20 protein-coding genes are annotated in these 17261 nt (G+C 62.9%); 15 read left to right on the top strand and 5 right to left on the bottom strand.

Going from position 1 to position 17261, the window contains the following annotated elements; genetic code table 11:
• Positions 1 to 126 precede the first annotated feature (126 nt).
• Both nrdD and nrdG read left to right on the top strand, forming a co-directional pair.
• On the top strand, positions 127 to 2265 hold the full coding sequence (gene nrdD / locus C3F38_RS04580; protein ID WP_055312197.1) for an anaerobic ribonucleoside-triphosphate reductase: 2139 nt from the start codon (positions 127 to 129) through the stop codon (positions 2263 to 2265).
• Positions 2266 to 2432: 167 nt separating this feature from the next.
• Complete coding sequence (nrdG, locus tag C3F38_RS04570; protein ID WP_038879049.1) at positions 2433 to 2897, top strand: anaerobic ribonucleoside-triphosphate reductase-activating protein; 465 nt, start codon at positions 2433 to 2435, stop codon at positions 2895 to 2897.
• A 5-nt stretch (positions 2898 to 2902) separates the two neighbouring features.
• Here nrdG and C3F38_RS04565 read toward each other — a convergent pair whose 3' ends face one another.
• The 3 genes from C3F38_RS04565 to C3F38_RS04555 all read right to left on the bottom strand — a co-directional run bounded on the left by C3F38_RS04565 (position 2903) and on the right by C3F38_RS04555 (position 4635).
• Positions 2903 to 3178: a type II toxin-antitoxin system mRNA interferase toxin, RelE/StbE family gene (locus C3F38_RS04565; protein WP_038879053.1), complete on the bottom strand. Its 276-nt coding sequence runs from the start codon at positions 3176 to 3178 to the stop codon at positions 2903 to 2905.
• 8 nt (positions 3179 to 3186) lie between these two features.
• A complete protein-coding gene (locus C3F38_RS04560) occupies positions 3187 to 3474 on the bottom strand; it encodes a type II toxin-antitoxin system RelB/DinJ family antitoxin (protein WP_013811307.1) in 288 nt (95 codons plus the stop codon).
• A 105-nt stretch (positions 3475 to 3579) separates the two neighbouring features.
• On the bottom strand, positions 3580 to 4635 hold the full coding sequence (locus C3F38_RS04555) for a permease (protein WP_055312195.1): 1056 nt from the start codon (positions 4633 to 4635) through the stop codon (positions 3580 to 3582).
• A gap of 227 nt (positions 4636 to 4862) precedes the next feature.
• Here C3F38_RS04555 and phnF point away from each other — a divergent pair, with 227 nt between their 5' ends.
• From phnF to phnP, 11 genes are read left to right on the top strand one after another with little or no spacing between them, the layout of a single operon-like run.
• The gene (phnF, locus tag C3F38_RS04550; RefSeq protein WP_015376439.1) at positions 4863 to 5591 is read left to right on the top strand and encodes a phosphonate metabolism transcriptional regulator PhnF; all 729 of its coding nucleotides are present in this window, start codon (positions 4863 to 4865) and stop codon (positions 5589 to 5591) included.
• Positions 5592 to 6035: a phosphonate C-P lyase system protein PhnG gene (phnG, locus tag C3F38_RS04545; protein ID WP_055317625.1), complete on the top strand. Its 444-nt coding sequence runs from the start codon at positions 5592 to 5594 to the stop codon at positions 6033 to 6035.
• 3 nt (positions 6036 to 6038) lie between these two features.
• Positions 6039 to 6620 (top strand): phosphonate C-P lyase system protein PhnH, encoded by a 582-nt coding sequence (gene phnH / locus C3F38_RS04540; protein WP_055317326.1) that lies wholly within the window; start codon positions 6039 to 6041, stop codon positions 6618 to 6620.
• Complete coding sequence (locus C3F38_RS04535; protein ID WP_033636846.1) at positions 6620 to 7705, top strand: carbon-phosphorus lyase complex subunit PhnI; 1086 nt, start codon at positions 6620 to 6622, stop codon at positions 7703 to 7705. Before phnH ends, C3F38_RS04535 begins: the two co-directional genes overlap by 1 nt.
• Positions 7698 to 8558 carry an alpha-D-ribose 1-methylphosphonate 5-phosphate C-P-lyase PhnJ gene (locus C3F38_RS04530; protein WP_055317325.1) on the top strand — a complete coding sequence of 287 codons (861 nt, stop codon included), beginning with the start codon at positions 7698 to 7700 and terminating at the stop codon, positions 8556 to 8558. Before C3F38_RS04535 ends, C3F38_RS04530 begins: the two co-directional genes overlap by 8 nt.
• Positions 8558 to 9346 (top strand): phosphonate C-P lyase system protein PhnK, encoded by a 789-nt coding sequence (gene phnK / locus C3F38_RS04525; protein WP_038879071.1) that lies wholly within the window; start codon positions 8558 to 8560, stop codon positions 9344 to 9346. Before C3F38_RS04530 ends, phnK begins: the two co-directional genes overlap by 1 nt.
• A 16-nt stretch (positions 9347 to 9362) precedes the next feature.
• Positions 9363 to 10067 carry a phosphonate C-P lyase system protein PhnL gene (gene phnL, locus C3F38_RS04520; RefSeq protein ID WP_047729228.1) on the top strand — a complete coding sequence of 235 codons (705 nt, stop codon included), beginning with the start codon at positions 9363 to 9365 and terminating at the stop codon, positions 10065 to 10067.
• Positions 10067 to 11203 carry an alpha-D-ribose 1-methylphosphonate 5-triphosphate diphosphatase gene (gene phnM, locus C3F38_RS04515; protein WP_055312193.1) on the top strand — a complete coding sequence of 379 codons (1137 nt, stop codon included), beginning with the start codon at positions 10067 to 10069 and terminating at the stop codon, positions 11201 to 11203. Before phnL ends, phnM begins: the two co-directional genes overlap by 1 nt.
• Entirely contained in the window at positions 11203 to 11772 is a 570-nt protein-coding gene (phnN, locus tag C3F38_RS04510; RefSeq protein ID WP_048232511.1) for a ribose 1,5-bisphosphokinase, read from the top strand. The genes phnM and phnN overlap by 1 nt, the downstream gene beginning before the upstream one ends.
• Complete coding sequence (locus tag C3F38_RS04505; protein WP_015376431.1) at positions 11769 to 12371, top strand: DapH/DapD/GlmU-related protein; 603 nt, start codon at positions 11769 to 11771, stop codon at positions 12369 to 12371. Before phnN ends, C3F38_RS04505 begins: the two co-directional genes overlap by 4 nt.
• 12 nt (positions 12372 to 12383) lie before the next feature.
• A complete protein-coding gene (phnP, locus tag C3F38_RS04500; protein ID WP_057523676.1) occupies positions 12384 to 13166 on the top strand; it encodes a phosphonate metabolism protein PhnP in 783 nt (260 codons plus the stop codon).
• Here the strand turns inward: phnP and C3F38_RS04495 are convergent.
• Together C3F38_RS04495 and C3F38_RS04490 are read right to left on the bottom strand one after the other, a co-directional pair.
• Positions 13123 to 13755, bottom strand: coding sequence for an NAD(P)H-binding protein (locus C3F38_RS04495; protein ID WP_033652768.1), 633 nt, complete (start codon positions 13753 to 13755; stop codon positions 13123 to 13125). The two genes, phnP and C3F38_RS04495, sit on opposite strands and share 44 nt — an antisense overlap.
• Before the next feature lie 30 nt (positions 13756 to 13785).
• Positions 13786 to 14226, bottom strand: coding sequence for a YhbP family protein (locus C3F38_RS04490; protein WP_055317712.1), 441 nt, complete (start codon positions 14224 to 14226; stop codon positions 13786 to 13788).
• A 433-nt stretch (positions 14227 to 14659) separates the two neighbouring features.
• Here C3F38_RS04490 and speFL point away from each other — a divergent pair, with 433 nt between their 5' ends.
• Together speFL and speF are read left to right on the top strand one after the other, a co-directional pair.
• Complete coding sequence (speFL, locus tag C3F38_RS04485; protein ID WP_004933443.1) at positions 14660 to 14764, top strand: leader peptide SpeFL; 105 nt, start codon at positions 14660 to 14662, stop codon at positions 14762 to 14764.
• A 273-nt stretch (positions 14765 to 15037) separates the two neighbouring features.
• The gene (gene speF, locus C3F38_RS04480; RefSeq protein WP_047729236.1) at positions 15038 to 17200 is read left to right on the top strand and encodes an ornithine decarboxylase SpeF; all 2163 of its coding nucleotides are present in this window, start codon (positions 15038 to 15040) and stop codon (positions 17198 to 17200) included.
• Positions 17201 to 17261 lie beyond the last annotated feature (61 nt).

Here is a 17261-nt window from a genome sequence, read left to right as displayed (position 1 = left end):
AAAATCATCCACACGCCGCCACAGCCCTTGCGCGCTGCGGCTTTGCCCTGTGGATAAGCGAAATTTGACGGTTGCTCGCCACGCCAGGCGGGTATGAACGCTCCCTCGGGGAACAAGGAGTACAACGTGAAACCAGTAGTGATTAAGCGGGACGGTTGCCAGGTACCTTTTGACGAAGCGCGCATCGCGCAGGCCATCGAGCGCGCCGCGCTGGCGGTGGGCGTGGTCGACGCCGACTACTGCGCCACCGTCGCCCGCGTGGTCGCTCAGCGCATGGAGCAGCAGCCGCGCGTCGATATCCACGAGATCCAGCAGGCGGTGGAAAACCAGCTGATGGCCGGCGAGTACAAACAGCTGGCGCGCGCCTATATCGAATACCGCCACGATCGCGACGTGGCGCGCGAGCTGCGCGGCCGCCTGAACCAGGAAATTCGCGGCCTGGTCGAGCAGAGCAACCGCGCGCTGCTGAACGAGAACGCCAACAAGGACAGCAAGGTGATCCCCACCCAGCGCGACCTGCTGGCGGGCATCGTCGCCAAACACTACGCCAAGCAACATATCCTGCCACGCGACGTGGTGCTGGCCCATGAACGCGGCGAAATTCACTACCACGATCTCGACTACTCGCCGTTCTTCCCGATGTTCAACTGCATGCTGATCGATCTGAAAGGCATGCTGACCAACGGCTTCAAGATGGGCAACGCCGAAATCGAGCCGCCGAAGTCGATCTCCACCGCCACCGCCGTGACCGCGCAGATCATCGCCCAGGTCGCCAGCCATATTTATGGCGGCACCACCATCAACCGCATCGATGAAATCCTGGCGCCGTTCGTCGACGAGAGCTTCCGCAAACACCTGCAGGTGGCGGAAGAGTGGCAGATCCCGGACGCCAAAGGCTATGCCATGGCGCGCACCGAGAAAGAGTGTTACGACGCCTTCCAGTCGCTGGAGTACGAGGTCAACACCCTGCACACCGCCAACGGCCAGACGCCGTTCGTCACCTTCGGCTTCGGCCTCGGCACCAGCTGGGAGTCGCGCCTGATCCAGCGCTCGATCCTGAAAAACCGCATCGCCGGGCTGGGCAAAAACCGCAAGACCGCCGTGTTCCCTAAACTGGTGTTCGCCATCCGCGACGGCCTCAACCACCAGTACGGCGATCCGAACTACGACATCAAACAGCTGGCGCTGGAGTGCGCCAGCAAGCGCATGTACCCGGACATCCTCAACTACGATCAGGTGGTGAAGGTCACCGGCTCGTTCAAAACGCCGATGGGCTGCCGCAGCTTCCTCGGCACCTACGAGCAGGACGGCGAGCTGGTGCACGACGGCCGCAACAACATCGGCGTCATTAGCCTCAACCTGCCGCGCATCGCGCTGGAGGCGATGGGCGATGAGTCGCTCTTCTGGGCGCTGCTGGATCAGCGCCTGCAGCTGGCGAAAAAGGCCCTGATGACGCGCATCGCCCGGCTGGAAGGCATCAAGGCGCGGGTGGCGCCAATCTTGTACATGGAAGGCGCCTGCGGCGTGCGGCTCAAGGCCGACGACAACATCGCCGACATCTTCAAGCACGGCCGCGCCTCGATTTCGCTGGGCTACATCGGCCTGCACGAGACCATCAACGCGCTGTTCGGCGGCGAAAATCACGTGTATGACGACGAGGCGCTGCGCGCCAAAGCGGTGGCGATCGTCGCGCGCCTGCGCGCCGCCGTCGACGCCTGGAAAGACGAGACCGGCTACGGCTTCAGCCTCTACAGCACGCCGAGCGAAAACCTGTGCGATCGCTTCTGCCGGCTGGACACCGCCGATTTCGGCGTGGTGCCGGGCGTCACCGATAAGGGCTATTACACCAACAGCTTCCACCTTGACGTGGAGAAGAAGGTCAATCCGTACGACAAGCTGGACTTCGAAGCGCCCTACCCGCCGTTGGCCAGCGGCGGCTTCATCTGCTACGGCGAATACCCGAACCTGCAGCATAACCTGAAGGCGCTGGAAGACGTGTGGGACTACAGCTACAGCCGGGTGCCTTACTACGGCACCAACACGCCGATCGACGAGTGCTACGAATGCGGCTTCACCGGTGAATTCTCCTGCACCAGCAAAGGCTTCACCTGCCCGAAATGCGGCAACCACGACTCGGCCAAGGTCTCGGTCACCCGCCGGGTGTGCGGCTACCTCGGCAGCCCCGATGCCCGGCCGTTCAACGCCGGCAAGCAGGAAGAGGTGAAACGCCGGGTGAAACACCTCGGCAACGGGCAGCTCGGCTGAAAGCGCCGCGCAGCCTATGCAGAAGCCTGTTCATCAGGCGTGATTGTCGCAGCCGGTTTGCCTTCGGCCAGCGCGCACCAACCGGAGCGTACACGCAGTACGTGAGGATTGGCAGCACTGCCTGGAGGCAAAATGGCCAGTAAAATAGCCTGATGGGCAGGCCTCACATGAATTATCACCAGTATTACCCAATCGACGTCGTCAACGGCCCCGGCACCCGCTGCACGCTGTTTGTCGCCGGCTGCGTGCACCAGTGCCCCGGTTGCTACAACAAAAGTACCTGGCGGCTCAACGCCGGCCAGCCGTTTACCCCGGCGCTGGAAGACCGCATCATCGCCGATCTGAACGATACGCGCGTGCCGCGCCAGGGGCTGTCGCTCTCCGGCGGCGATCCGCTGCACCCGGCCAACGTGCCGAGCATCTTAACGCTGGTGAAACGGGTGCGCGCCGAGTGCCCCGGCAAGGATATCTGGCTGTGGACCGGCTACCGGCTGGCGGAGCTGGACGCGCAGCAAATGCAGGTGGTGGACAGGATCAATGTGCTGATCGACGGCAAGTTCGTGCAGGATTTGAAAGACCCGGCGCTGATCTGGCGCGGCAGCAGCAACCAGGTGGTGCATAGGTTGCGTTGACAACGCTAGTTTGGAAATTTCTCACGCTGGTGGGCAATCGAGAAAACCTTAATAACATCATCGACGATGATATACACCAGCAACAGGGAGGCCTTGTTAATTAGCAACTTACGTGCCTTCCCATACCAAGGCTTACCTAACTCAGGATGATCCAGCAAACGCTTTACCGCTTTATCTATCTCGTTATCAGCCTGCACTGCCGCCTGTGGATTGAAAATATAAAGAAACTCAAAAATACGTTCCCTGTCCCGTAGCGCTGCATTATCCCATTCGATACGCATAACGATCCCTATTTTCGGTCGTATTTCGCTCTAATTTTTGCCTTAAAGGCATCCATGCTTTCTTCAACTTCTTGTTGGCTAAGGTAGACAGCATTACCCTCATGCAGACGGGAAAAAGCTGCATCCACCTTATCTTTCAACCAATTTTCGTGCTCCTCCGCGGCCCGTTGCTCATCAGCCATTTGCTCCGCCAAACGGCGGCAGGCTTCACTCAATGTCGTTCCTTTAGCTTCCGCGGCCTTTTGCGCCAAACGCTTGGTTTCATCTTCGATGCGAAACTGGATGCGACTTTCCATCTTTGCTCCTCCTGCAATCACACGATGGCGACACTAAATCTTGAACAGAAACGTTAGCACATTTGTGACAACGATATCGAGATAAACGGTCGTTTTTCGAACATTTTACACCAACCCCATCCCCACCACGCCGGTCAGCACACCGCACAGCGCCACCAGCGCCGCCGTCAGGCACAGCGCCCGGGCGGAGAAGGCTTTGTTGAGCATCAGCAGCGAAGGCAGGCTGACCGCCGGCAAGGTCATCAGCAGCGCCAGCGCCGGGCCGGCGCCCATGCCCGCCAGCATCATGGTCTGCACGATCGGGATTTCCGCCGCGGTGGGGATAACGAACAGGCAGCCGACGATCGCCAGGCCGATGATCCACAGCAGGCTATTGTCAACGGCGCCGTCGGCGTGTGGGAACAGCCAGACCCGCGCCGCCCCCAGCGCCAGCACCGCCAGCACATAGATCGGGATGGTCGACCAAAACAGCGCCCACAGCGCTTTGCCCCAGCGGGCGAGGAACGGCCGCTCGTCGCTCTGCGTCGTCATCAGCGGCGGCTGCGGCGCGGCGGGCTGCGGGTCGTTGGCGGTCACGCGCTGCACCAGCCAGGCGATGCCCAGCACCATCACCACGCCCGCCACCAGGCGGATGGCGGCGAACGGCCAACCGAGCACAAACCCCATGAACACCAGCGTCGCCGGGTTCAATACCGGGTTGGCGAGCCAAAAGGCCAGCGCGGCGCCGCTGGATACCGACTGGCGGCGCATGCCGGCGGCAACCGGTGCGGCGCAGCAGGTGCACATCATGCCCGGCAGCGCGATCAGCGCCCCCAGTACGGTGCCGGAAAAACGCCGGTGGCCGAGCGTGCGCGCCAGCCAGTCGCGCGGGATCAGCACCTGCACCAGAGAACCTAGCAGTACCCCGAGCAGCGCCGCCTTCCACACCGCGGTGAAGTAGACCAGCGCGTACTGCCAGGCCGCCAGCCAGGGGCTGGCGGCGCCGTCGGCAAGGATCGATTTGCCGATCGAGTGGCTGTCCGCCGCCACGAAGGCCTTGCCGTAGTAAGGCTGCCATTTGACGTAGTAGAGGCCGACGGCCACCACCAGCAGAAACAGGATCGGTTTCCACAGCGGCCAGGCGCGTGGGGCGTGTTCAGGGGCGTTCAGCGGTTGCGGCATGGTAGCGGCCAGAGTCAGTCAACAGTGGCGCCAGCATAGCGCGCCGCCGCCGCCCGTGCACGCCCGGGCTGTCCTAAATAGTTCATCTGTTCGCCACCGCCGCGTAACGCGATTGTCATCTGCGCCCGGCACCATGATGCCAACTTGAAAACCACAGGGTAGACGCACGATGAAACGCACCGCTTCCGCCTTCATCGCACCGCCATCGGCATGACGAGGTTTTTATTATGATGGAGTTATCTAGACATCCGACCACTTACCCCACCCGCTATCAGCAGATCGCCGCACAGCTGGAACAGGAGCTGCGCACGCAATACCGCTGCGGCGACTACCTGCCTTCGGAACAGCAGCTGGCCGAGCGTTACCAGGTCAATCGCCACACGCTGCGCCGCGCGGTGGATCAGCTGGTAGAGCGCGGCTGGCTGCAGCGCCGCCACGGCGTCGGCATTCTGGTGCTGATGCGGCCTTACGACTACCCGCTGCACGCCAACACCCGCTTCAGCCAGAACCTGTTCGAGCAGGGCAGCCACCCCACCAGTGAGCGCTTACTCGCTGTCTTGCGCCCGTGCAATGGGCATGTCGCCAGCGCACTCTCGCGGGAAGAAGGCGAAATGGTGATCCACCTGCGCACCCTGCGCCGGGTCAACGGCGTGCCGATGAGCGTGATCGACCATTATCTGCCCGATCTGGACTGGTGGCCGGCGCTGCAGCAGTTCCACAGCGGTTCGCTGCACCAGTTTATCGAACAGCACCTGCAGCAGCCGCTGACCCGCCGCCAGACGCGCATCAGCGCGCGCCGCGCGCAGGCCAAAGAGAGCCGGCTGCTGGAGATCGCCACCCACGCGCCGCTGCTGTGCGTGCGCACCCTTAACGTCCGCAGCGGCGGCGAAGACGTGGCGGAATACTCCGTCAGCCTGGCCCGCGCCGACATGATTGAACTGACGATGGAGCACTGAATGCAAGCCTTAGAGTCGAGACAACGCTGGATGTCGGTGCTGGCGCACAGCCGGCCCGAACAGCTGCGCAGCCACTGGCAGGCGCTGAACCTCAGCCCGGGTTACCGCAGCATCCGCGCGCCGGAGATCGGCCTGACTCAGCTGCAGGGGCGCATGGGCGCCACCGGCCGCCGCTTCGTGCTGGGGGACATGACGGTCACTCGCGCGGTGGTGCAGCTGGACAACGGCGGCTACGGCTACAGCTATATCGCCGGGCGCGACAAGGCGCACGCCGAGCTGTGTGCGCTGGCCGATGCGCTGCTGCAACAGCCGGAACACGGCGAACGCCTGCAACAACAGCTGATTGCGCCGCTGGCCGCGCTGCAGCACGAACAGCGCCAGCTGCGCGCCCGGGCGATCGCCGCCAGCCGGGTGGATTTCTTTACGCTGGTGCGAGGGGATTAAGCCATGAGTTTATTGACCGGTTTTGAGCAACCGATAGACCAATCGCAGCACGCTTTCCGTTTGATTCTTAAAGCGTTGAGCGAACCGGGCCACCGGGTGACGCTGCCGGGCGGCCCGGCCTGGGCGCCGCTGAACGCCGCCAGCACCGCCGCGCTGCTGACGCTGGCCGATCAGGAAACGCCGCTGCAGCTGTGTGCGGCGCTTAAAAGTGAGCAAGTGCTAACAAACATTCGTTTTCACAGCGGTGCGCCGCTGGCCGCCACGGCGCAGGAGGTCTGTTTTGCCCTGTTCGATGAGCAGCTGCAGGCCGCCGATCTGCAGGCGTTGCCGCACGGCACTGAAATCTCGCCGGAGTTCGGCGCCACGGTCATCGTGCAGCTCGGCGAGCTGGTGAACGGCACCGCGCTGCGCCTGACCGGCCCCGGCATCGAGAGCCAACGCCTGATTGCGCCGCGCCTGCCGCCGGCGCTGCTGGATTATCTGGTCAACCGTCCGCAGCGCTTCCCGCTGGGGCTGGATATTTTGCTGACCTGCGGCGATCGCCTGCTGGCGATCCCGCGGACCACCCGCGTGGAGGTGTGCTGATGTACGTAGCGGTAAAAGGGGGCGAAAAAGCCATTGAGGCCGCCCATCAGCTGCAGGAACAGCTGCGGCGCGGCGACGACGCGCTGCCGGCGATCGGCGCGGAACAAATCGAACAGCAGCTGGGCCTGGCGGTGGATCGGGTGATGACCGAAGGCGGCATCTACGATCGCGAGCTGGCGGCGCTGGCCATCAAACAGGCCAGCGGCGATCTGGTGGAGGCGATCTTCCTGCTGCGCGCCTATCGCACCACCCTGCCGCGCCTGGCGGTCAGCGAGCCGCTGGCCAGCGAAAACATGCGGCTGGAGCGGCGCATCTCGGCGGTTTACAAGGACTTGCCCGGCGGGCAGGTGCTGGGGCCGACCTACGACTACACCCACCGGCTGCTGGACTTCGCGCTGCTGGCGGAAGGCGAGGCGCCGCGCGCGCCGCAGGCCGACGAACCGCTGCCGGACAACTGCAGCCACGTGTTCGATCTGCTGTGCCGCCAACAGCTGGCGCGCGAGGAACAGGACGACGGCAGCACGCCGGACGACATTACCCGCAACCCGCCGGTTTACCCCTGCTCGCGCTCGGCGCGTCTGCAGCAGCTGGTGCGCGGCGACGAAGGTTTTCTGCTGGCGCTCGGCTACGCCACCCAGCGCGGCTACGGCCGCAACCACCCGTTCGCCGGCGAGATCCGCACCGGCCACGTTTCGGTGGAGATCGTGCCTGAAGAGCTCGGTTTCGCCATCGATATCGGCGAAATCCTGCTGACCGAGTGCGAAATGGTCAACGGCTTCGTCGATCCAAAGGACCACCCGCCGCACTTCACCCGCGGTTACGGGCTGGTGTTCGGCCGCGCCGAACGCAAGGCGATGGCGATGGCGCTGGTGGACCGCGCATTGCAAAGCCCGGACTACGGCGAAGGCGTCGCCGGCCCGGCGCAGGACGAAGAGTTCGTGCTGGCCCACGCCGACAACGTCGAGGCCGCCGGCTTCGTCTCCCATCTCAAGCTGCCGCACTACGTCGACTTCCAGGCCGAACTGGCGCTGCTCAAGCGGCTGCGCCAGGAATACAGCGAGCGTCAGGAGGCCCGCGATGAGTGAAGTATTGATCGGCTATAACCTCGGTTATCTGGACGAGCAGACCAAGCGCATGATCCGCCGCGCCATCCTCAAGGCGGTGGCGATCCCCGGCTATCAGGTGCCGTTCGGCGGCCGCGAGATGCCGATGCCCTACGGCTGGGGCACCGGCGGCATTCAGCTCACCGCCAGCGTCATCGGCCGCGCCGACGTGCTGAAGGTGATCGACCAGGGCGCCGACGACACCACCAACGCGGTGTCGATCCGCCGCTTCTTCCAGCGCGTCGCCGGGGTGGAAACCACCGAACGCACGCCGGAGGCCACGCTGATCCAGACCCGTCATCGCATTCCGGAAACCGCGCTGCGCGAAGACCAGATCCTGATCTATCAGGTGCCGATCCCGGAGCCGCTGCGCTTTATCGAACCGCGCGAAACCGAGACCCGCAAGATGCACGCGCTGGAGGAGTACGGCGTGATGCAGGTGAAGCTGTATGAAGACATCGCGCGCTACGGCCACATCGCCACCACCTACGCCTACCCGGTGAAGGTCAACGATCGCTACGTGATGGATCCGTCGCCGATCCCGAAATTCGACAACCCGAAAATGCACATGATGCCGGCGCTGCAGTTGTTCGGCGCCGGGCGCGAGAAACGCATCTATGCCCTGCCGCCGTTCACCAAGGTGGAGAGCCTGGACTTCGACGACCATCCGTTCAGCGTGCAGCAGTGGGACGAACCCTGCGCGCTGTGCGGCTCGCGCCACAGCTACCTGGACGAGGTGGTGCTCGACGATCAAGGCAACCGCATGTTCGTCTGTTCGGACACCGACTACTGCCGGCAGCAGCTGGCGCAATCTTCGCAAGAGGCGCAGCACTGATGACTTCCACCCCTTTGAGCACCACTCCGCTGCTGTCGGTGAACCGGCTCACCCACCTGTACGCCCCCGGCAAGGGCTTCAGCGACGTGTCGTTCGACATCTACCCCGGCGAAGTGCTGGGCATCGTCGGCGAATCCGGCTCCGGCAAAACCACGCTGCTGAAATCGATCTCGGCGCGGCTGGCGCCGCAGCGCGGGCAGATCCTTTACCGCCCACAGGCGGGCCAGGAACAGGATCTGTACGCCATGGCGGAGAGCGATCGCCGCCGCCTGCTGCGCACCGACTGGGGCGTGGTGCACCAGCACCCGCTCGACGGGCTGCGGCCGCAGGTCTCCGCCGGCGGCAACATCGGCGAGCGGCTGATGGCCATCGGCCAGCGCCACTATGGCGACATTCGCCGCCAGGCCGGCCAGTGGCTGGAAGACGTCGAAATCCCGCTGTCGCGCCTCGACGATCTGCCGACCACCTTCTCCGGCGGCATGCAGCAGCGGCTGCAAATCGCCCGCAACCTGGTCACCCACCCCAAGCTGGTGTTTATGGATGAGCCGACCGGCGGGCTGGACGTATCGGTGCAGGCGCGCCTGCTCGATCTGCTGCGCAACCTGGTGGTGGAAATGCAGCTGGCGGCGGTGATCGTCACCCACGATCTCGGCGTAGCGCGGCTGCTGGCCCACCGCCTGCTGGTGATGAAACAGGGCGAAGTGGTGGAGAGCGGCCTGACCGACCGGGTGCTGGACGATCCACACCATCCTTACACCCAGCTGCTGGTTTCTTCGGTGCTGTCGTAACCCAAGGCGATAACAGATGACTATGCAAATCCGAGTTGAACATCTCAGTAAAACCTTCGTGCTGCACCAGCAGTACGGCACCCGCCTGCCGGTGCTGCACGACGCCAACCTGACGGTCCACGGCGGCGAATGCGTGGTGCTGCACGGCCACTCCGGCAGCGGCAAATCCACCCTGCTGCGCTCGCTGTACGCCAACTACCTGCCGGACAGCGGCCATATCTGGATCAACCACCAGGGCGACTGGCTGGACATGGTCAGCGCCGATGCGCGCCAAATTCTGGCGGTGCGCCGCCATACGCTGGGCTGGGTCAGCCAGTTCCTGCGGGTGATCCCGCGCATCAGCGCGCTGGAGGTGGTGATGCAGCCGCTGCTGGAACAGGGCGTCGAGCGCGCCGAGTGCCGCGAACGCGCCGAAGCGCTGCTCGCTGCGCTCAACGTGCCGCAGCGCCTGTGGCCGCTGGCGCCGTCCACCTTCTCCGGCGGCGAGCAGCAGCGGGTAAACATCGCGCGCGGCTTTATCGTCGATTACCCCATCCTGTTGCTGGACGAACCAACCGCCTCGCTCGACAGCCGCAACAGCGCGGCGGTGGTGCAGCTTATCGAACGCGCCAAGGCGCGCGGCGCGGCGATCGTCGGCATTTTTCACGATGAAGGCGTTCGCCAACAGGTCGCCGACCGGCTTTATGACATGCAGGCGCCGCAGGCGCTGGAGGCCCTCTGATGATCGTCAATAACGTTAAGCTGGTGCTGGATGACCAGGTGGTGCAAGGCTCGCTGGAGATGCAGGACGGCGTGATCCGCAGCTTCACCGACGGCCCGAGCCGGCTGCCGCAGGCGCTGGACGGCGACGGCGGCTGGCTGCTGCCGGGGCTGATCGAGCTGCATACCGACAACCTGGACAAGTTCTTCACCCCGCGTCCGAACGTTGACTGGCCGGCCCATTCGGCGATGAGCAGCCATGACGCGCTGATGGTGGCCAACGGCATCACCACGGTACTGGACGCGGTGGCGATCGGCGACGTGCGCGACGGCGGCCACCGGCTGGAAAACCTGCAGAAGATGATCGATGCGGTGATCCACAGCCAGCGCGCCGGGGTGAACCGCGCCGAGCACCGGCTGCACCTGCGCTGCGAGCTGCCGCACGAGAGCACCCTGCCGCTGTTCGAACAGCTGATGGACAAGCCGGGCGTGTCGCTGGTGTCGCTGATGGACCACTCGCCGGGCCAGCGCCAGTTCGCCTCGCGCGAAAAATACCGCGAATATTATCAGGGCAAATACCACCTCAACGACCAGCAGATGAGCGAGTACGAGGAGGAGCAGGTCGCCCTGTCCGCCCGCTGGGCCGCGCCGAACCGCGAGGCGATCGCCGCCCACTGCCGCGCCCGCCGCATCTCGCTGGCCAGCCATGACGACGCCACCGCCGCGCACGTGGCCGAGTCCTGCGCGCTGGGCAGCGCCATCGCCGAATTCCCCACCACCGAGGCGGCCGCCCGCGCCTCGCACCAGCAGGGCCTGCAGGTGCTGATGGGCGCGCCGAACATCGTGCGCGGCGGTTCCCACTCCGGCAACGTGGCGGCGCACCACTTGGCGGCGCTGGGGGTGCTGGATATTCTCTCTTCCGATTATTACCCGGCCAGCCTGCTGGACGCGGCGTTTCGCCTCGCGGCGGACGAGCGCAACGCCTACGATCTGCCCCAGGCGGTGCGCATGATCACCCGCAACCCGGCGCGGGCGCTGGATCTGCAGGATCGCGGCACCCTCGCCGAAGGATTGCGGGCGGATCTGGTGCTGGCGCGGCCGCACGGTGAGCACGTTTACGTGCAGAACGTGTGGCGCCAGGGCAGGCAGGTGTTCTGATGGCGCGGCTCATCTACCTGATGGGGCCTTCCGGCGCAGGCAAGGACAGCCTGCTGGCCGCGCTGCGGGCCGACGCCGACAGTGCGCCGCTGGTGGCGCATCGTTACATCACCCGGCCGGCGGACGCCGGCTGCGAGAATCATATTGCGCTGAGCGAACCGGAATTTCTGCGCCGCCGCGCCAAGGGGCTGTTCGCGCTCGACTGGCAGGCCCACCAACAGCACTACGCGTTCGGGATCGAAGTGGATCTTTGGCTGCTGCAGGGGATCGACGTGGCGGTCAACGGTTCGCGCGCCCACCTGCCGCAGGCGCAGCAGCGCTATGGTGCGCAGCTGCTGCCGGTGTGTCTGCAGGTCAGCGCCGCGATCCTGCGCCGGCGCCTGCAGGATCGCGGGCGAGAAAGCGCCGAACAGATCGAGCAGCGGCTGGCGCGGGCGGCGGAATATCAGCAGAGTCTGCCCGCCGGCTGCCGGGTGCTGCACAACGATGGCCCACTCGACGACACCCTGGCGGCGCTGCTGGCGCTGCTGCCTACCGCCACCCGACAAGCTCAGGACGCGACGCCATGAACGACTTTGCCCAGCCGAAAATCGGCGACAACGTGACCCTTAACCGCACCCGGCTCGGCCAATATGTGCATCTGGCCGACGATGCGATCCTGGAAGAGGTGGAGATGGGGGACTACTCCTACACCGCCGGGCACAACCAGATCTTTTACGCCACTATCGGCAAGTTCGTCTCCATTGCTTCCTATGCGCGCATCAATCCCGGCAACCACCCGACCTACCAGCGCATCGCGCAGCACCACTTCACCTATCGCGCCTCCGAATACGGGCTGGGGGAAGACGACGCGGCGTTCTTCGACTGGCGGCGCGAGCACCACGTCACCGTCGGCCACGACGTGTGGATCGGCCATAACGCCATCCTGATGCCGGGCGTCAGCGTCGGCAACGGCGCGGTGATCGGCAGCGCGGCGGTGGTCACCAAGGACGTGGAGCCTTACAGCATCGTCGCCGGCGTGGCGGCCAAAAAGATCGGCATGCGCTTCGACGATGCGCTGATAGAGCGTATCGAACGCAGCCAGTGGTGGCACTGGGATCACGCCACGTTGCAGGCGCGGCTGGCGGATTTTCGCGACATCAACCGCTTTGCGCAGAAGTACCTTTAACGGAGGGGAGCGATGCAACTGACCTTTCTCGGCACCGGCGGCGCGCAGCAGGTGCCGGTGTTCGGCTGCGACTGCCTGATCTGCCAACGGGCGCGGCGCGAGCCGGCATTTCGGCGGCGAGCGTGCAGCGCCATGCTTAACTATCAGGGGGAAACGACCTTATTGGATGCGGGATTGCCGGCTTTGGAGCGGCGGTTTTCGGCGGGGCAAATTCAACGTTTTTTACTGACACATTACCACATGGATCACGTTCAGGGGTTATTTCCTTTGCGTTGGGGGTGCGGAAATTCCATTCCGGTGTATGGCCCGCCGGATGAACAGGGCTGCGATGACCTGTTCAAACACCCCGGCATTCTGGCGTTTCAGCCGCCGCTGGCGCCCTTTGCCACCGTCGAGCTGGGCGGCATGCGCATCACCCCGCTGCCGCTGCAACACTCCAAACTGACCCACGGCTATCTGATCCAGGCGGCGGGCGCTGCGCTGGCCTACCTGACCGACACCGTCGGCCTGCCGCCGGCCACCGCCGACTATCTGCAAAACGTGGCGCTGGATCTGCTGGTGCTCGATTGCAGCCTGCCGCCTCAGCCGCAGGCGCCGCGCAACCACAACGATCTGACCCGCGCGCAGGAGACGCAGCGGTTGCTGCAGCCCAAACGCACGCTGCTGACGCACATCAGCCATCATCTCGATCGGTGGCTGCTGGACAACGAGCTGCCCACCGGGCTGGAGCTGGCGTTCGATCACCTCAGCGTCAGCCTCGGTAGCAGTGCAGCCGATCCGACTCCAGCACCCTGACCCCTTCGCCCGGCGTGAACGCCTGTTGCAGCAGCGTTTGCGCCACGTCTTTGGCGGAGACGGCGCGCCATTTGCCGGGCAGCAGCCTGAACAGCGGCAGCGTGAGGCGCTCCATCAGGCGCGGCGCGGGGCGATCCCCCACCAGCATGGAAGGCCGCACCAGCGTCAGGCGCGGCCAGTGCTGTTCGCGCAGCGCCTGCTCCATCTCGCCTTTGGTGCGGTTATACAGGAAGGTGGAATCCGCGTTGGCGCCCAATGCGCTCACCACCAGACAGTGCTGCGCCCCCAAACGGCGGCCGGTCAGCGCGCTCTCCACCACCAGTTGATAATCGACGTAGCGGAAGGCATCGGCGCTGCCCGCCGCCCGGCGGGTGGTGCCCAGGCAGCAGAACACCAGATCAACCGGCTGCTGCAGGCTACTCAGCAGCTCGAACAGCGCATCGCCGACCGGGTTGGTCAGCTTGCCGTGCGGCGGCAGCGGCGTGCGCGTCGGCGCCACGATGGCCGTTATCTGCGGATCGCTTTGCAACAGCTGCAACAACTCTCGCCCCACCAGCCCGGTTGCGCCGACTAACAGTGCTCGCGCCATGCAATCTCCCGTTGTAATCAATACGTCGACTTAAAGTATAGACCGCGCCCAATGCAGCTTCTTGCCGAAGCCGAGGGTGTTGTCGGTCATCTTCACCTCGTGCAGATCCAGCCGCCAAACCGAGGCCTTCATCGCCCTGGCGATCGGGAAACGCTTGCAGTAACGCGCGCGCGCCGCCTCGGCTTCTTCGCCGCTCAGCAGCACCGCCTCGGCGCGATACTGCACACCGCGGATCAGCGCGATGCTTTTTGGCTTCGGCGCGATGGTGCCGACCACCCGGCCGTTGTTCAGCATCAGCCCGCCGTGGCGGGTGTGCGGTTCGGTCATCAGCCACAGCGCCATCGCCGCGGCGTCGAACACGTAAAAACAGTTGGCGCACCACATGTCGAGGCCGTCGCCGGCGCACATCGTCAAGACGTGTTGTTTGCCGATGAAATCCGCAATCTGCTGCCGTTGTTCTGGGGTATTCAAGGTTACTCGCCTCCCTGTTCACTCGCCTCATCTTACCCTGCGTTGTTGAGGCGAGTCACAAATAACGATAATCATCAAAAACCAAAAGTGAATACAAAAACACAATAAATGCATTTTTATTAATTTAATCCCGAAGCGGATTTATAACATAAAAAATACAAGACGGATTTATTTGATCGTTATGCAACCGGTTAATCGCGCGATTTTATTTTTCCTATCCTGACGGCATGCAAAATTAGCGCACCACCCCGGCACCGATTAGCAATTCGTTTACATGCCCATTGGCCCGCCTGAACGCTGTTTATGCAACCCACTGCATAACAGGTGAATAGTTATTTATAAACACCGGCATTTATGTGACTTTCATCACGATTTTTAGCCCACCTTGCGTTAAAATAGCGCCATCTTTTCACTCAGCAAGGTGGATTAGAAAATGGAAAACAATAACCGAAAAATGGCGCATATCAGGCGCACAACCCATATTATGATGATGGCTCATCGCAGCTGCTTTAGCTTCGCATTCTTCAACTACAGATAACCCTCCCCCTCGCTCTTACGCCGTTGATAAGAGTGTCATTGCGTTTTTAATTATTCTCCGCACACCGGTGATAATATCTCTTTCTCGCTAGCCGGGAAGGACACGCAACTCATTCTTAATTTCGGCCAAGCGCATCCAAGCTAAATAAAACAGCGAACACAGTTAATGCCTTTCGGCATCGCTGGGTTCTCACACACCTTTATTTTCGTGAAGGCGTTAACGGCAAATGGAATTATTTGCCGGCGGACTGCCTTTGCCTGAAGAATGAGAAAAATGAAAAAATTAAAAATTGCCGCCAACACCCAAACCCTCGGCTGCTTTGAAACAGAACGCGACATCGTCGATGTGCATCACAGCGATTTTAATGACGTCGCTGCCATCGTGCTGTCGGTAGACGACGTCACGCAGGGTATGTTGGCGCGCATCGAAGAGCACGGCCTGAACATTCCGCTGTTCGTCGCCGTCTGCTGCGAAGAAGAGCTGGATAACGCCGTACTGCCGGCGCTGCACGGCGTGTTTGAGCTGTGCGGCAAGAATACCCAGTTCTACGGCAAACAGCTGGAGGCCGCCGCCGCCAAATATGAGAGCGAGCTGCTGCCGCCGTTCTTCAACACGCTGACGCAATACGTAGAAATGGGCAACGCCACCTTTGCCTGCCCCGGCCACCAGGGCGGCGAGTTCTTCCGCAAACACCCGGCGGGCCGCCAGTTCTTCGACTTCTACGGCGAAACGCTTTTCCGCTCCGACATGTGCAACGCCGACGTCAAACTGGGCGATCTGTTGATCCACGAAGGCGCGCCTTGCGCCGCGCAGCAGCACGCCGCCAAGGTGTTCAACGCCGACAAGACCTACTTCGTGCTCAACGGCACCTCGGCCTCGAACAAGGTAGCGACCAACGCCCTGCTGACGCGCGGCGACCTGGTGCTGTTCGACCGCAACAACCATAAATCCAACCACCACGGCGCGTTGATCCAGGCCGGTGCCACGCCGGTGTATTTGGAAACCGCCCGCAATCCATTCGGCTTTATCGGCGGCATCGACGCGCACTGCTTCGACGAACGCTACCTGCGCCAACAGATCCGCGAAGTGGCGCCGGAACGCGCCAACGAAGCCCGCCCGTTCCGCCTGGCGATCATCCAGCTCGGCACCTACGACGGCACCATCTACAACGCCCGCCAGGTGGTCGACAAGATTGGCCACCTGTGCGATTACATCCTGTTCGACTCCGCCTGGGTGGGCTATGAGCAGTTCATTCCGATGATGAAAGACTGCTCGCCGCTGCTGCTGGAGCTGAACGAGAACGATCCCGGCATCATCGTCACCCAGTCGGTGCACAAACAGCAGGCCGGTTTCTCGCAGACCTCGCAGATCCACAAAAAAGACAGGCACATCAAGGGCCAGAGCCGCTACTGCAACCACAAGCGTTTCAACAACGCCTTTATGCTGCACGCCTCCACCAGCCCGTTCTATCCGCTGTTCGCCGCGCTGGACGTCAACGCCAAGATGCACGAGGGCAAAAGCGGCCAGCGCCTGTGGCAGGAGTGCGTGCGCGTGGGGATCGAAGCGCGCAAAATGCTGCTGGACACCTGCACGATGATCAAACCGTTCGTGCCGGATCAGATCGACGGCAAGCCGTGGCAGGCCTATGACACTGCGGCGATGGCCAACGATCTGCGCTTCTTCAACTTCGTACCCGGCGAAAAATGGCACGCCTTTGAGGGCTATGCCGAATCGCAGTACTTCGTCGATCCGTGCAAACTGCTGCTCACCACGCCGGGCATCGATACCGCCACCGGCAGCTACAGCGAATTCGGCATCCCGGCGACCATTCTGGCCAACTACCTGCGTGAAAACGGCATCGTGCCGGAAAAATGCGATCTCAACTCGATCCTGTTCCTGCTGACGCCGGCGGAAGACATCGCCAAGATGCAACATCTGGTGGCCCTGATCGCCCGCTTCGAGAAGCACATCGAGCAGAACTCTCTGCTCAGCGAGGTGCTGCCTGCGGTCTATAAAAACCACCAGCAGCGCTACAAAAACTACACCATCCGCCAGCTGTGCCAGGAAATGCACGACCTTTACGTCAGCTACGACGTTAAAGAGCTGCAAAAAGAGATGTTCCGTAAAAGTTATTTCCCGCGCGTGGTGATGAATCCGCAGGACGCCAATACCGAGTTCGTGCGCGGCAATGTGGAATTAGTCTCGCTGGCTAAAGCCGAGGGCCGCATCGCCGCCGAAGGCGCCCTGCCTTACCCGCCGGGCGTGCTGTGCGTGGTGCCCGGTGAAATTTGGGGCGGCGCCGCGCAGCGTTATTTCCTGGCATTGGAAGAAGGCATCAACTTATTGCCGGGATTCGCGCCGGAATTGCAGGGCGTTTATATCCAACAGGATGAGGACGGCTGGAACCGCGCTTACGGCTACGTCATGAAAAATTAAACACCTTACGGGGCGGCGATGATTCCCGCCGCCCGGATCGCATCCTAAAAGAGAAAATGAT

Source organism: Serratia sp. SSNIH1, assembly GCF_002935055.1.
Taxonomy (GTDB): Bacteria; Pseudomonadota; Gammaproteobacteria; order Enterobacterales; family Enterobacteriaceae; genus Serratia; species Serratia nevei.
The sequence above is the reverse complement of the archived record's forward strand: the minus strand, read 5'-3'. Positions and strand labels throughout refer to the sequence as shown.

Bases quoted from the DNA above. Each gene is read 5' to 3' on its own strand.
- nrdG (WP_038879049.1), top strand. From the start codon at position 2,433: ATGAATTATCACCAGTATTACCCAATCGACGTCGTCAACGGCCCCGGC.
- C3F38_RS04565 (WP_038879053.1), bottom strand. From the start codon at position 3,178: ATGCGTATCGAATGGGATAATGCAGCGCTACGGGACAGGGAACGTATT.
- C3F38_RS04560 (WP_013811307.1), bottom strand. From the start codon at position 3,474: ATGGAAAGTCGCATCCAGTTTCGCATCGAAGATGAAACCAAGCGTTTG.
- C3F38_RS04555 (WP_055312195.1), bottom strand. From the start codon at position 4,635: ATGCCGCAACCGCTGAACGCCCCTGAACACGCCCCACGCGCCTGGCCG.
- phnF (WP_015376439.1), top strand. From the start codon at position 4,863: ATGATGGAGTTATCTAGACATCCGACCACTTACCCCACCCGCTATCAG.
- phnG (WP_055317625.1), top strand. From the start codon at position 5,592: ATGCAAGCCTTAGAGTCGAGACAACGCTGGATGTCGGTGCTGGCGCAC.
- phnH (WP_055317326.1), top strand. From the start codon at position 6,039: ATGAGTTTATTGACCGGTTTTGAGCAACCGATAGACCAATCGCAGCAC.
- C3F38_RS04535 (WP_033636846.1), top strand. From the start codon at position 6,620: ATGTACGTAGCGGTAAAAGGGGGCGAAAAAGCCATTGAGGCCGCCCAT.
- C3F38_RS04530 (WP_055317325.1), top strand. From the start codon at position 7,698: ATGAGTGAAGTATTGATCGGCTATAACCTCGGTTATCTGGACGAGCAG.
- phnK (WP_038879071.1), top strand. From the start codon at position 8,558: ATGACTTCCACCCCTTTGAGCACCACTCCGCTGCTGTCGGTGAACCGG.
- phnL (WP_047729228.1), top strand. From the start codon at position 9,363: ATGACTATGCAAATCCGAGTTGAACATCTCAGTAAAACCTTCGTGCTG.
- phnM (WP_055312193.1), top strand. From the start codon at position 10,067: ATGATCGTCAATAACGTTAAGCTGGTGCTGGATGACCAGGTGGTGCAA.
- phnN (WP_048232511.1), top strand. From the start codon at position 11,203: ATGGCGCGGCTCATCTACCTGATGGGGCCTTCCGGCGCAGGCAAGGAC.
- C3F38_RS04505 (WP_015376431.1), top strand. From the start codon at position 11,769: ATGAACGACTTTGCCCAGCCGAAAATCGGCGACAACGTGACCCTTAAC.
- phnP (WP_057523676.1), top strand. From the start codon at position 12,384: ATGCAACTGACCTTTCTCGGCACCGGCGGCGCGCAGCAGGTGCCGGTG.
- C3F38_RS04495 (WP_033652768.1), bottom strand. From the start codon at position 13,755: ATGGCGCGAGCACTGTTAGTCGGCGCAACCGGGCTGGTGGGGCGAGAG.
- speFL (WP_004933443.1), top strand. From the start codon at position 14,660: ATGGAAAACAATAACCGAAAAATGGCGCATATCAGGCGCACAACCCAT.
- speF (WP_047729236.1), top strand. From the start codon at position 15,038: ATGAAAAAATTAAAAATTGCCGCCAACACCCAAACCCTCGGCTGCTTT.